The 14,404-nt window shown below is 49.5% G+C and carries 8 protein-coding genes and 1 tRNA gene; 6 read left to right on the plus strand and 3 right to left on the minus strand.

Annotated elements, in window-relative coordinates; all coding sequences use genetic code 11:
- Nucleotides 1-140 precede the first annotated feature (140 nt).
- On the plus strand, nt 141-1,472 hold the full coding sequence (locus AAF564_12440) for a T9SS type A sorting domain-containing protein (GenBank protein MEM8486352.1): 1,332 nt from the start codon (nt 141-143) through the stop codon (nt 1,470-1,472).
- Between the two features lie 36 nt (nt 1,473-1,508).
- Here the strand turns inward: AAF564_12440 and AAF564_12445 are convergent, their stop codons facing one another.
- The gene (locus tag AAF564_12445) at nt 1,509-2,012 is read right to left on the minus strand and encodes an META domain-containing protein (GenBank protein MEM8486353.1); all 504 of its coding nucleotides are present in this window, start codon (nt 2,010-2,012) and stop codon (nt 1,509-1,511) included.
- A gap of 264 nt (nt 2,013-2,276) precedes the next feature.
- Between AAF564_12445 and AAF564_12450 the strand changes: the two genes are divergently transcribed.
- Both AAF564_12450 and AAF564_12455 read left to right on the plus strand, forming a co-directional pair.
- The gene (locus AAF564_12450; protein ID MEM8486354.1) at nt 2,277-4,244 is read left to right on the plus strand and encodes a DUF3857 and transglutaminase domain-containing protein; all 1,968 of its coding nucleotides are present in this window, start codon (nt 2,277-2,279) and stop codon (nt 4,242-4,244) included.
- 69 nt (nt 4,245-4,313) lie between these two features.
- Nucleotides 4,314-6,254, plus strand: a complete 1,941-nt coding sequence (locus AAF564_12455; GenBank protein ID MEM8486355.1) for a DUF3857 domain-containing transglutaminase family protein — start codon at nt 4,314-4,316, stop codon at nt 6,252-6,254.
- 180 nt (nt 6,255-6,434) lie between these two features.
- Here the strand turns inward: AAF564_12455 and AAF564_12460 are convergent, their stop codons facing one another.
- On the minus strand, nt 6,435-7,580 hold the full coding sequence (locus AAF564_12460) for a proprotein convertase P-domain-containing protein (GenBank protein ID MEM8486356.1): 1,146 nt from the start codon (nt 7,578-7,580) through the stop codon (nt 6,435-6,437).
- 389 nt (nt 7,581-7,969) lie between these two features.
- Between AAF564_12460 and AAF564_12465 the strand changes: the two genes are divergently transcribed.
- The 3 genes from AAF564_12465 (at nt 7,970) to AAF564_12475 (ending at nt 13,795) form a co-directional block, all read left to right on the plus strand.
- Nucleotides 7,970-8,311, plus strand: coding sequence for a helix-turn-helix transcriptional regulator (locus tag AAF564_12465; protein MEM8486357.1), 342 nt, complete (start codon nt 7,970-7,972; stop codon nt 8,309-8,311).
- 6 nt (nt 8,312-8,317) lie between these two features.
- Nucleotides 8,318-10,966: an ABC transporter permease gene (locus AAF564_12470; GenBank protein MEM8486358.1), complete on the plus strand. Its 2,649-nt coding sequence runs from the start codon at nt 8,318-8,320 to the stop codon at nt 10,964-10,966.
- 159 nt (nt 10,967-11,125) lie between these two features.
- Nucleotides 11,126-13,795, plus strand: coding sequence for an ABC transporter permease (locus AAF564_12475; GenBank protein MEM8486359.1), 2,670 nt, complete (start codon nt 11,126-11,128; stop codon nt 13,793-13,795).
- Between the two features lie 82 nt (nt 13,796-13,877).
- Here AAF564_12475 and AAF564_12480 read toward each other — a convergent pair.
- Nucleotides 13,878-13,951, minus strand: a tRNA-Asp gene (locus AAF564_12480).
- Nucleotides 13,952-14,404 lie beyond the last annotated feature (453 nt).

The following is a 14,404-nucleotide window of genomic DNA, read 5'->3' on the forward strand; positions in this document are numbered from 1 at the left end:
CTTTTAGAGCTGAGGATATGACAGCACACCGATGTCTATTGGGTTTTATCTTCTCTGTGATTTTTGCGCCCTCTGCGTTTGGACAAGTGTGTCACCTTCCCGTTGAGGCTATTACGCGACCATTCAGTGCACCTGGGTACGTGGAATTATTCGCTCCACGAGTTGGAGTAAACACGCCCAAGTATGATACTGCTGCAAACATCACGTTGCCTGATGACTTCGTTTGCAACGCAGTTGAACGAATCGGTGCTAAAAGCAGTGCCTTGGGGGGGATGGCTGGCTATGTACAGCCGGCTGCAATGCAAGCTTTGCTTCGTATGGAGTTCGCGACCTGGGAAAATGAAGCCTGGCAGCCTGCCTTTGCTGAGCAACACGTGTACAATGAAAATGGGGAATTATCAAATACCATATTTCAGGGATGGATTGGTAATTCCTGGCTCAACAACTCGCAAGTGGTGTTTGAATATGATGCGCGCGGGTTAAATCTTTCTAAGATTTGGCAAGAAGCGGAGGGCGAATCCTGGCGTAGTTACCGCCGTCAAGTCAACACGTGGAATGTATTGGGTGAACTTACTGAAACTGTACGTGAGGACTGGCTAGATGGGAATTGGATAGCAAGCCGCAGGGATTTAATGTCTTATGAGAATGGTTTATTGGTTGAGGAAGTCCTGCAGAGCCTGGTTGATATGCGTTGGCAAAGTGCTTTCAGATATACGCAGGCATACGACGGGCAGGGGCGCCAGGTATATTCTCAGTCTGAATATTACGATGATTTAGCATCGAAATGGGTCGCTAATGGGCGCGGCGCTGTGGATTATGGCGATACTTATACTGAATTTAGCTCCCAATTATGGGATTCGGATGCGCGAGACTGGTTCACATACAGCCGAGCGTACGTTGAACTCAATGTTCGAGGAAATCCTGTGTTGGACACCCGGTCTTGGAGAGATTTGAAATCAGCATGGATATTTGTAGAACGGGTCGTTTACACGTACAACGATGCCGGCTTAACTTCTGAGCGCCTGGTCCAGCGATTTAGGGATGCAGAATGGCAAAATCATGGCCTTTATGAAAGTACGTATGATATTGACGGCAATCTGATAAGTCAGTCCTGGAGCAGTTGGGATAGTGACGAAAACGTCTGGCGTCGCAGCTCGAGGCGGACGTATACCTACCAGTCCGCAGCTATCGAAAATGGTGCTGTGCAGTCGCTTGTTTCAGTAGCGTTGTACCCGCAGCCAGCGCGCAATTATGTCTTGTTTGATGTTACCCTGGGAAAAGAGCCTACACAACTTGTTGTTGCGGTGTACGATATGCTTGGGCGAGAAGTCGCCCGACTACGCGATGACCCTCAGGCAGTGGGCAGGCTGCAAATAGACTGGCAACCCGGGCAGCTTGCTGCGGGGATATATCTAGTCCGTGTTCAGGCCGGCCAACATGTTGAGACAAAAAAGCTGGTGCTGGCGAATTAGGCAGCGAGACGTCTAAGCGATGAGATTTTGATTTTGCTATAACACAGGCGCGGGTACCCGCTTGAGGATAAATTTGCGGGCTTGCTCTACCTCATTTAACACCAGTTCTTCGCCATTTAATTCATACGTGTACAGCCCACTCGGATAAGCGCGAACAAGATAGGTTGTCGACCAGAGTCCGCAGCCAGCTTCATTGCAGCCCACATCGATCTGGACCGTCTTGTCGCCCATCAGGGTGTAGGTGCCGCCACAGGCATTGCACATTTCATTTCCAGCAACCTGGCCGGACACCAAAAAACTGATGGTAAAATCGCCGGCGTTTGGGCGCTCGGTTTGCGTATCAGGGGCGCTTGTTTCTGTGATGGTCCATGTTGTGCCTGCCAACGCAGTACTGGCCGGCGGGTTGTCGACGGATGTACATCCTGCAAAGCATAAGGCAGCCAGGCATGCTGCAAAGCAGAGAAAGCAGAGTACTGTGCGTGTGGTTTTGTAGGGTAACATGGCCAGGTAGTTTGTGTGGAGGGTTCGTTGAATAGACAACGGTAGTATCACTTTATTCCACAAGACATCAGGCCGGCACCAACTTCGTAAAACAATTTCCTGCACGGTCCGTCTTACTCAACGACATATCTACAGGACCTTGTAAAAACAAGGCCTTCAAAATGGTGGATATACGCCATTACACCTGTGTGCAAAATACGCTAGCATGATATTTCATTTCATGCCGCCACTTTGAAATTGCGTAAGTGTAGAGCGCCAAGAGCATTCACATCTGTGCTCCGCTTGCCAGACTAAATTAGGATTATGAGACAAAGAGTACTGGTTGTGTTTGCAGTCATGATGAGCCTGACTGCCATTGGTGTATTTGGTCAAGCCAAGCCCATGAAATGGGGTAAGATCCCGATCGAAGACCTGCAAATGACTTCTTATGCAGCGGATTCCAATGCCAACGCTGTCATACTTGGTGAGTACGGTGAGATAACCGTTGACCAAACGGGACAGCTGAGTTACAATTATCATCTTCGCGTCAAGCTCTTGTCTGAGGCTGCATATGATGAATGGGGCACGTATCGGTTGTTCTATTTTAAAGGGAAATACGGCCAGCGTATTCGTAATGTTGAAGGCCAAACATTTGTATTGGATGCGAATGGCAAACCGAAGCGGCACAAGCTTGGCAAGAAGTCGGTTTTTAAAGAAAAACTGGACGATGATTACGAGCAATTGAACTTTACACTGCCGGCACTGGCGCCTGGCGCTGTTGTTGAATATCGGTACAAAATGATATCCGACTCCCCAATATTTCTACCTGATTGGGATTTCCAGCATAGTGAACCCACCCGCTGGTCAGAGATTCGCACCGATCTGTCGGACTTCTTCCAGTACGTGCGCGTAACAACAGTCTATAACTTCGCGATTGAAGAGCAGGATAAAAACATATCGCCAGGTGCCAACTCGATGGTCCATCGCTGGGCGATGAAAGATGTGCCGGCGCTTCGCGAGGAGCCTTTTGTTACTACGATCGAAGATCACAGACTGAAAATGGAATTTCAGCTGGCGCGATATTATACCAATGCCGGCATGACCAACTACATGAAAAGCTGGGGTGCACTTGCGGATGAGTTGCGTGCCAACTCGTATTATGGTCCTGCGTTCAAGCCTTCAAAAAATGTCCGTCGGAAAGCGGAAGAAATTACAGCTGGCATTACAAATCCCAAAGCCAAATTGCAGTCCATCTATGATTACGTGCAAACGAATCACACGTGGAATGGCAACTACAGCTATGTGCCGGAACGAGCACCCGCCGATGTCTTGAAATCAGACCGGGCGTCAAACGCAGAGCAAGCGTTGCTTATGGTTGCGCTGCTACGCGCCGTAAATATCAAAGCCAATCCCGTACTGATCAGTACGCGGGGCCATGGCCGCGTGAAAAAAGAGTATCCACTGCTCACCCAGTTTAACTACCTGATTGCCCAGGCGGATGCCGGTGGCTACCTGTATTTCCTGGATGCGACCGAAGAAAATAGTCCGTTTGATGCCCTCCCTGAACGGGCATTAAACAGTGCCGGCTGGATGGTAGCTGAAAACAGAGACGAATGGATCCCCGTGAAATCCAACTTGAAATACATGCAGCTGAATGCACTGGAAGGGAAAATGAATCCGGACGGCTCTGTTAACTTTGATTTGAGTAGCTCTAATGGGGGATACCGCGCGCTCGAGCTTCGCAATGCCCTGGAGGGAAGTGATCAAAGTGAGTTTGTGTTGGAAAATATCATCGAAAAAACGGGTGAGTTTGAACTCAGTGACATCGCAATTGCAAACACCGACAGCCTCAGCAAACCCTTAAATGTTGATGTCGGGGTGAAAATCAATAACTATGGTATGGTTGCCGGCGATTTTATTTACTTCAATCCCCACGCAGTAAGTACATGGGAAGAGAATCCGCTAAAGCTCCCCCAACGTACCTTCCCGGTTGATTTCAGCTTCCCGCGCGACTATGTGTATTCCTTCCGCATGGAAATACCGGAAGGCTACACCGTGCATGAGCAACCTGGTAACGTGAACTACCGATTGCCCCTGAAAGGCGGTGCATTTAGAAGAACCTGTATCACCGAAGGCAGCACCCTTGTTGTACAATCCCGTCTGACGTTGACCAATGCTACCTATTCACCCAAGGTATATGCTGAGTTGCAAGAAATGTATGACCGCATTGTGGCAGCTGAGGCAGATCAGGTTGTGCTCAAGAAAGTGGCACCCGGCACAGGGGACGAATAACCCATCTCTGCCAGCGTAAATCGTGCCTTGTAAGGTCATCTACTGATATAGATTATTCTTGATCACTCCATGAGAAAACTATTCTTTTGTCTGGTAGCCTTGAGCCTGACGGCTGTGCAGACGTATGCACAGGAAGTACCGGCGGGTATCGACGATTCGTTTAGCATAACATCGATGAACCCAATGATGTTATTGAGTCAGGCAGACGCTGTTATTCGACTGGACAACCAGCAGTTTGAAGTAAAGCGTAGGGGGAAAGCGGTATGGCGAGTGCACCGCGTTGTCACCATTTTTAATAAGGAAGGACGGGACCACGGCTTTATCGGCTATGGCTACGACAAATTCCGAAAACCAAAAAAACTGGCTGCGCAAATCAGGAATGCGGAGGGCAAGGTCATCCGCAAGCTGAAGAAGGATGAAATTGAGGATTACAGCGCGATTGCGAATTTCTCCCTGTACGATGATAGCCGCGTGCGTATCGCCCGGTTGGAGCACAGCACGTATCCCTATACGGTTGAATACTGGTACGAGATGGAATTTAATGGGTACATTTCCTGGCCCTCCTGGGACCCCGAAGGCCTGGGGGCATCGGTTGAACATTCCCGGTTTGAAGTGGAAGCGCCGGCAGACATCAATGTACGCTACCGCTCGGAAGGCACAGACATCGAACCCATCATCATAGACGGTGGCAAGACAAAAACGTACCGGTGGGAAGTAACTGCCTTGCGAAAGGAGACAGAAGATTTACTGGCGGCCCTGTCCATGGAGATTGTACCAGAATCCCAGGGAATCAGCGTGAAGATGGCGCCCGAAACTTTTGAGATCGAAGGGTCCGTGGGCGACTTTAAAAGTTGGGAGTCGTTTGGCTCCTGGTATTACAACCTGAATGCCGGCAGAGCTGTGTTGCCGGGGGTAAAAGAAGCTGAAGTGCGCAGGTTAGTCAACGGTATAACAGACACGGAAGAACGGGCAAAACGCATTTACGACTACTTCCAATCCTCTACACGGTATGTGAGCGTGCAGTTGGGTATTGGCGGCTGGCAGACCTTTGACGCATCGTACGTCGCTGAGCGGGGCTATGGCGATTGCAAAGCACTGACCAACTACCTCATGGCATTACTTGATGCTGCCGGCATCGCTTCGCAGCCGGCGCTGATTCAAAACAGCCGGCGGGGGAGTGACGTCGAGAAAGACTTCCCCAACAACGAATTCAACCATGTGATTCTGATGGTGCCTACGCCGGCAGACACGCTATGGCTGGAGGCCACCTCGCAGGTGATTCCTTTTGGTCGGATTGGCGCCGGCAACGAAGACCGGTACGCGCTTGCTGTGTCTGCTACCGGCGGTGAACTCGTGCGCACGCCGGCCTCCGCAGCTGCCGAGAATGCACAGGTCCGCCATGCCACGGTAACGCTTGATGAAGCCGGCAACGCTACCGGCGCAGTGAGCTTTACGTACAAAGGCAACCAGCAGCACCGCGTTACGCATACGCTTGTGAATGCATCGAGCCGCGATCAGATGGCGTGGTTACATGACATGCTGGACATTCCAAGCTTCAAAGTGGTCAGTGCTGACTTTAGCCAGGTGGAAGCTCGCTCACTAACTTCTAGCATTACAACAGACCTTGAGTTGCCTCGTTATGCTGCCCGAACCGGGTCTCGGATCTTTCTAACAACCAATTTGCTGGAGCGACACACCTATGTACCGCCAGACGACGAGCACCGCTCTACGCCGGTAAAGCTGTCTTATGCTTATCGGGATGAAGATGTGGTGACGTACAGCCTGCCCGCTGGCTACGCCATAGAAGCCATGCCGGAAGACTTGCTGCTGGAAACGTCATTTGCCCGCTATAGCGCCACGCACGAAGTAGATGGGAACACCCTCGTGTTCAAACGCATGCTGGAATTCACAGAGAAGGAAATAGATGCGTCGCTGTTCAACACCTACCGGGATTTCCTCATCGACGTAGCCAAATCCGGCCGCGCCCAGGTGGTGCTAGCGAAGCAGTAGGTCAGGTGTGGGCTTGACAGCAGGGACGTGAGAACAAACCTCGGTAAACGCAAAAGTCCGAACACAGCTTGACCTGTTTTCGGCTTTTGCGCAATGGCAATCTATTGCCTTGTACTGCTCGCGCAGAGATGTTTGATAAAGTAACCCAAGGACCAACCCTGTCTCACTTTACTAAACGGCTTAGGGGATAAGGTAAAGACTCCACCATTTCAATGTGCCATGATCCGCATTTGCCTTGTCTTTAATGGTAAGCTTCCAGGTGCCTTTTGCATTTTTTCCGGCAAAGGCAGAAAGAGGAGATACAGGTTTGAAATAGCCCGTGTAGGGTGGCTTACCTGCAGTGATGGCCTTTGCTGCACTATCACCAAATACAGTGCCTTGAATGCCGCCGGCGCTCCTGCCAGTACTGGAATGTTCAAACAACTTAACAGTTTGTCCATCTGGATGCTGGAGGTTAATTTCCAGATCACTTGTGTAGGGGTGCGATACATCCATGCGGACCAGGACGTCCGAGGTTGTCAAATTATCCTCTACTTGGGCAGTATATGTTTGTGTCGTATTGTCCTGAATCTCATTTCCAGTACCTGCCTCTCCGGCTACCGTTACAGCCCCGTTTTTTAGGCAAAAAATAACGAGATCCTCATTATGAAACTCCCCGATCTTTTGGGAGTCAGGTCCGATATCCCAGTTGTGAAAGGCATTGTCTTCTGAGCCGGTTTGAAATAAACGCCCTTTCAACCGTGCAACAAAGTTGTTCTTTTTGTTATTAGCCGTGACATTCAGATAGTTTACGCCATTCGACAAATTGAGTTGTTGGAGCACAGGGGGTTTGGCAGGGTTGCCGCCGATCTTGTGTGGGATGTGGTCTGCAGTGACAACTCTGCTGCCATTGAGGTCGACTTTTACGTCGTCGTCAACATCTGTAAATTTAATAAAAACATCCCCATCTGCTTTGTTGACAAAGTAGTCTGTATAGTCAGTGCCAGGTGCGGCAGACAGTGGGTTTGTTATTACACGCGTATGGTCAAGAAAAACCGTATGCGAAATGCCACCTATCCGAGTGATATCCCACTTCTCTAAAGAGAAACCATTACACGTTAAGCTGCCTTTCAACTGGGCCCATCCTGGGCCGTTGTGCGCTACAACCCGAACGGTGTTGTTTTCATTGGCTTTCCAATTTGAATCACTTGAAAGCTCATAGAGGAAAGGCGAGGTATCCGTTGAAGAATTCCCGTGACGCCAGACTTCAACACCATTCAATTCTACAACAATAAGGTCGTCAATTTTTGTGAAGGCAATCGTTGCCTTTTGTGGAGTGCTGCTCATTTTTTTCTTTGATTTAATGTTAATGAAATACATATGACGGCATCTGACTTTCCGTAGTTGGATGGGCGGAAATCGGAACCGAAGTGGTCTTGCCATTAGAACATCAAAACGAAAAAAAATGGCTCACCCGGGTGAAAAAAATTCTAGAGAAGGCAAGGGGATCATCGCTGAAAAATACACTGCTCAATATTGGGCTTGTTGCGTGAAATTGACTGAGGATCGAGCGTCAATGCCCTTTAAAGGGCGTTTTGTAGTCGCGTACCATGGGACCTGGATGAGCTTGCTAACATTGTTTTTGTCAGTTTTTAGCATTGAAAATTTGCTATGACTTGATGATCAAGGTATAGAGTTGTAGATTACCTGTATCATCCAGGTATAAATCAATTGCCATGCTAACACGTGAACTTGCCGGCGCCTCCGCCAAACCCCTTATTCTCTCGATTCTTGCTGACGGGGAGAGCTACGGATATGCGATTTTACAGCGCATCGAAAAACTCTCGTCCGGTGAATTGTCCTGGGACGATGGGACGCTTTATCCGGTACTTCATCGCCTTGAAAATCAGGGTCTCCTCATTTCCACATGGCGCAAGGCTGAGGATAGCCGCCGCCGAAGGAAATACTACAACATCACAGAAAAAGGTTTGCAAGCACTGGATCGCGAAAAGAATCAGTGGCTACGCGTTGATGCCGTTTTTGCCCAATTGTGGGGATTACAACCTCGTCTAACCTGATCTACTATGTCATTTGATCTGGAAAACTCCATTGCCGCCTGGCGCCGAGCTTATGAGGTTAATACGGCATTTTCTGACGAAGATGTCGAAGAGCTTGAGGGCAGTCTGCGAGATAGAATAGAGTCGCTCGTGAATCTGGGCAAAACAGAGAAGGATGCTTTTGGGATTGCTATAAAGCGTATCGGTTCTTCAAGTTCTTCGGAAAAAGAATACAAAAAAGTGTATTGGGGTAAGCTCAAACGCCAGCACAAACTCACCGATGAACTTAAATGGAGGGTTTCTATGCTGAAAAACTATATCAAAGTGGCCCTGCGAGCGCTACAACGTCAAAAAGGCTACAGCTTCTTGAATATCAGTGGTCTCTCAGTTGGCCTTGCGTGTGCATTTCTGCTTGTATTCTGGATCCAGGACGAACTGAGCTATGACCGTTTTCATGAAAACGGTGACCAGATCTACCGCGTCATGCGACACGCGCGTTTTAGTAATCAGGTATATACTGCAAACGACATCCCGTTGAAAGTCGCCCACGTGCTAGCGGATGAGTATCCCGAGGTGGAAAGCACGGTCCTTATGACCAGGCCTGAATACCTGTTGTTTAAACGGGGAGAACTGATGGCGAACGAAAATGGCCGGCATGCAGGGCCACAGTTCTTCGAAATGTTCTCTTGGGATCTAATCCGCGGAGAACCATCGCAGGTTCTAAAGGATCCATTGTCGATTGTCATTTCAGCATCTCTCGCAGAGAAATACTTTGGCAGTGATTGGGTAGAACGAGGAGACATTATCGGTAAGACCATTCATGTAGATAATCGGCAAGATTTTACCGTGACTGGTGTTTTTGATGACATTCCACTGAATTCGTCAACGCGTTTTGACTTTGTCCTTCCTATAGAGGACTACATTCGCCGTAGTAGCGGCCTCGATGCGTGGGATAACAGCAGTCTGCGACTTTTTATACAGCTGCGAGAAGAAACCAATGTGGCAGCCTTGGGCCAGAAGATTATTCGCATCCAGGATGATCATCTGGATCACAGTCAATTTCGAAGCGAGTTATTCCTGCAGTCCTACGAAGACCAGCATCTATATTCGAATTATGAAAACGGTGTACTCAGTGTTAGCCGCGTCGAATACAATATTCGCATTTTCGGTATTGTCGCTTTTATGGTTGTCCTGATTGCGTGCATCAATTTCATGAATTTGTCTACGGCGAGATCAGTAAACCGGTCGAAAGAAATTGGAGTCCGTAAGGCAATCGGCGCAGAAAGACGAGCGCTGATATGGCAATTTATGGGAGAGTCTATGCTCCTGGTTTTTGCAGGTGTCCTGCTTGCAATGGTGCTCGTCTTGGTTGCTCTGCCAGCATTTAATGGATTGACAGAGAAGAGTATAGATATTTCAGATCTTAGAGGGAGCACATTGCTTCTCTTTGCCGGGATCGGGACGTTAACGGCACTCATCGCCGGTACTTATCCAGCGCTATACCTTTCCTCATTCAGTGCTGTAAATATTTTGCGGGGCACATTCCGTCTCACCGGCGGCAGTGCACAATTACGAAAAGGCCTCGTCGTTTTTCAATTCTCAATGTCCATTTTACTGATAGTCGGCACGGTTACCATTTATCAACAAATCCGCTACATCAATTCAAAGCATTTAGGACTAGACCGGGAAAATATTGTTTATACGTATATGGAAGAGGGGATAGGTAAGCAGTTCAGCACTGTGAAAGAAGAACTGCTGCAGCGACCTGGAATTGTCTCCGTCACATCCGCCAGTGAAAATCCGCTAGAAGTGCGATCCAATACCCACAATTTCTCCTGGCCGGGTAAAGATCCAGATAGTGAAATTCCAGTCCATGTTATCTCAGCGAGTTTAGACTTCCTCGAGGTAATGAAGATGGAGCTTGTTACCGGGCGAGATTTTGATCCGGATTACGGTATGGAATCGACTAAATTTATCGTGAACGAGGAAGCGGTCCGGGCAATGGGGGATGATGATCCGATAGGCAAACAAATAAGCCTTTGGGGTGAAATGGGGGAAATCGTTGGTGTTGTCAAAGATTTTCATATGGCGTCTCTCTATGCCGAGATTAAACCAACAGTGATTCAGCATAGAACGGCCAGGTGGTTATTCCTCAGAACGGAGGCAGGACGTACACCGGAGGCAATAGCTGGTCTCAAAGAGGTTTACGACCAATTTGGTGCTGCGTACCCGCTTGAGTATCAATTCCTCGATGACAGTTTTCGTCAGGCCTATCATGGTGAATTGGTAATAGGTAAATTGGCCGGCTATTTCAGTGGATTTGCGTTGTTTATTGCCAGTCTGGGCCTGTTTGGCCTGGTTTCGTTTGTGGCTCAACAGCGCACGAGGGAGATGGGTATTAGAAAAGTTTTAGGTGCCACTATTTCCAATTTATCCCTCTTGTTATCAAAAGATTTTATGAAGCTCGTGCTGATAGCATTTATGATAACGGCACCGCTGGCGTATTTCGTCATGAACTACTGGCTTGAGAATAACTTTGCCTACCGAACAGAGCTAGGCCCTGGCGTTTTCATGATAACTGGAGGACTTGCATTGTTGATAGCACTTGCCACTGTGAGCTACCAGGCAATCAGAACTGCATTAATGAACCCCGTAAAAAGTTTGCGCTATGAATAAGGGTGATTGTGATTGGTCGCATATGGGAAAGAAGATAATACTATAGCAGCAAGAAAAGGGGCATGCAAACACTGGATCACGAAAAGCAACAGTGGCTGCGTGTGGATGCTGTTTTCGCGTAATTATGGGACCTACAGCCTCACTTAACCTGATGCCACTATGACGTTTGATCTGGAAAAATCCATTGCCGCCTGGCGGCGTTCCTATGAGGTGAACCCGGCGTTTTCCAATGACGACCTCGAAGAGCTTGAGAACAGTCTGCGCGACCGTGTCGAAGACGCCAAAGGAAAAGGCATTTCCGAGAAAAAAGCATTCTATATGGCGATCGAGCGTATAGGGTCAATGGGTTCAGCAGAGCAGGAGTACAAAAAAGTGTACTGGGGCAAAGTGCAGCGAGAAAACCGGTTGAAAGATGAGTTGCTCCTCAAAATGGCCTTGATAAAAAGCTATGTGAAGGTTGCCTTTCGCAACTTGCACCGAAACCTTGCCTATTCAGTCATCAACGTGTTGGGCCTTGCTGTTGGTATGGCCTCCTGCTTGCTCATTGGCCTGTACGTGGGTGACGAACTGAGTTACGATGAATTCCATGCTGCTGCCGAGCGCATCCAGGTCATGGGGGTAGGGCACAGGCACTTCGGGCGCAGCATGGCTACACCCTATCCGCTTGCGTCTGTAGTGGAAGAAAATGTGCCTGCAGTTGACCGTGCTGTGAGAACTTTAGGGCGTGGAGAAATCGTTGTACGTCGACCCGACCATGCAATGACTGCCAAGCGCCACCTCCTTCTGGTTGACCAACCTTTTTTCGAAGTCTTCGACTTTGCCCTGATTCGGGGGCATCAGGAGACAGCACTTGATGCGCCGGACGCTGCTGTTATAACCCAGTCGATGGCACGTGACTTTTTTGGCGATGAGGATCCGATGGGCAAAGTGATCGAGGTAGAGTTTGGTGATGTGGCACACACACTCGTTGTGCGCGGTCTTACAGAAGACGTGCCCCGGCAGTCCACGATTCAATTCGACATCCTGGTCCCGCTCAGCCTGTTGAACGCTGCACAGCGCGATCCAGAAGGGTGGGGTAAGCGGATGTTCATGACCTACGCGCTCCTGAACCAGCCTATGCTGCCCGACACGCTGGCCGCGCAAGTGCAGCGCGCAGCTGGAGCTATATTAAGCAATACGGACCGGCAGCCGCCTGCCTTCTTTTCGATGCCGCTCACCCAGCTCTACCTCTCAGATCAGTACAATGCCATGGGGTTTCGAGGGCAGCAGCGTTATCTATACATCTTTGGCGCTGTTGCACTGTTCATCTTGTTGATTGCCGCAATAAACTACGTGAATCTGGTTACGGCCCAGGCGCAGCGGCGCGCCAGGGAGGTAGGTGTGCGAAAGACAATGGGGGGGGGACGAGGGCAACTGGCCTTTCAGTTCCTCAGTGAGTCACTGCTGCTGGTTGTTGCCGCCCTGGTACTGGCTCTGGGGTTGACGGCGTTACTGCTCCCGCTTTTCAATGCAAGCTTTGGGACGGTATTGACGCTCCTTGGTGGAAGGTATGGATTGCTCCTTGCCGGCTTGGCCTTGGCCATGCTACTGGCCGGCGTTACAGCGGGTGCATACCCTGCTTTTGTGCTCTCTCGATACCAGCCCATTGGTGTGTTACGCGGTACTCTTGCTGCGACTACAGGGGGCGGCGGTTGGCTCCGGCGTGGGCTTGTTGTGCTCCAGTTTTCGCTCTCAACTGCAATCATTGTGGGCACAATGGTAGTGTATCAGCAACTGGACTTCATGCAAATGAAAAATTTAGGTTTTGATGGGGAACAGGTTGTTGTTGTTCAACTCCCTCAATCAGATCTGACGGCCAGTCCGGTTACCGTGAGAGCGCAATTGCTCCAGCATCCGGCTGTGGAGCATGTGTCCCTGTCTAATGTATTGCCGGCCCATGCGGGTTTACTGGTTGGTATGCCTCCCGATGAGGTCTCGCCGGAAGCCAATACCCATCAAGAAATCTTTTCGTGGGTGCCCGTGCATACCGACTCTGCATTTGTAGAAACGCTTGGATTACAGCTTGTCGCCGGACGCTCGTTTGGCAGCCCTGCCGGAGCTCAGGCAGAGGTGCTGATCAATGAGTTAGCCGCTCGTCAGTTGGGCTGGTTACCTGGCGAGGCGATTGACAAACCGTTTTGGCTTGAAAGTGGGGGCGAAGGCGTTGTTGTTGGTGTGGTAAAGAATTTTCACCACACGTCGCTACGTGAGGAAATCATGCCGGTTGTTATTACCCTGGGCGATGAATATAGGCGGGAGTTGGTCGCCATAAAATTGGCTGCGAAGGATATTACAGCAGGTATGGATCATGTGCGCGAGGTGCTGGGCACCCTGATGCCCAATACGGCCCTGGATTACCAGTTTATCGATGATGCGTTTGATGCAATGTATCGGAGTGAAAAGCGGCTCAGTCAGATTTTTACCGCTTTTGCCGGTATTGCCATTTTTATCTCATGCCTTGGCCTGCTAGGACTCGCGGCCTACGCGGCCCAGAGACGGACAAAAGAAATCGGTATTCGGAAGGTGATGGGGGCTTCGCTGATGAACATCATCAGTTTGCTTTCTAAAGAGTTCGCGGCGCTCCTGGCCGTTGCACTCATGATAGGGATGCCCGTGGCATACTGGGCCATGCATCGATGGCTCGAAGACTTCGCTTTTCGTACCTCTATGAGTGGATGGACGTTTGTCGTTACTGCACTGCTCGTACTCTTGATTGCCGGGGGCAGCGTGAGCATAAACGCTATTCGTGCAGCAAGTACCAATCCGACCGATGCGCTGCGTTGTGATTAGGTTATACGGTTGCTAAGTGCAACGGGGAGTATAAAACGCAAAAAAGCTCGAAAGCAGCGAACTGCTTTCGAGCTTACTTTTGCGGTCCGGACGAGACTCGAACTCGCGACCTCCTGCGTGACAGGCAGGCATTCTAACCGACTGAACTACCGGACCCCCTTAACGGGTTTGAGAGCGCTTATACTGTAGCATTCTCAATGAGATCCGCATGATACGCCAGTAATTTTATCTGATCAATATTTTTTTGATGAAAAGACGTTGAAGCTGCTGTTTTATACGATTTTTTTCTGCCGACCTTACAGCATCAGGTAGTCGGCGCAACATGGCCCTGTAGCGCCCCACAAGTCCAGAATAATTAAATTATTACCGACAAAGCTTCGTTTTTGCTATTGTTTGCACAGATCTTGAAATTTTTTATTGCAGAAAGCGCAACACTTGTTTAGATTAATGAAGATATATCCGACCTCAGCACAGCCCCTGAACAGGATTCGGATGTTACTCAGATGACTTGAAAGCTTGCAATGCTGGTGTGTTAGACCACCATCCGGATTCAATAGCCGGCCCAGCCGCTTTGGATCAGGCTCCAGCCCTCATGGCGCCAAAACCAGC

This window comes from Bacteroidota bacterium (assembly GCA_039111535.1).
Lineage (GTDB): Bacteria > Bacteroidota > Rhodothermia > Rhodothermales > JAHQVL01 > JBCCIM01.

Bases quoted from the DNA above. Each gene is read 5' to 3' on its own strand.
- AAF564_12450 (MEM8486354.1), top strand. From the start codon at position 2,277: ATGAGACAAAGAGTACTGGTTGTGTTTGCAGTCATGATGAGCCTGACT.
- AAF564_12455 (MEM8486355.1), top strand. From the start codon at position 4,314: ATGAGAAAACTATTCTTTTGTCTGGTAGCCTTGAGCCTGACGGCTGTG.
- AAF564_12460 (MEM8486356.1), bottom strand. From the start codon at position 7,580: ATGAGCAGCACTCCACAAAAGGCAACGATTGCCTTCACAAAAATTGAC.
- AAF564_12465 (MEM8486357.1), top strand. From the start codon at position 7,970: ATGCTAACACGTGAACTTGCCGGCGCCTCCGCCAAACCCCTTATTCTC.
- AAF564_12470 (MEM8486358.1), top strand. From the start codon at position 8,318: ATGTCATTTGATCTGGAAAACTCCATTGCCGCCTGGCGCCGAGCTTAT.
- AAF564_12475 (MEM8486359.1), top strand. From the start codon at position 11,126: ATGACGTTTGATCTGGAAAAATCCATTGCCGCCTGGCGGCGTTCCTAT.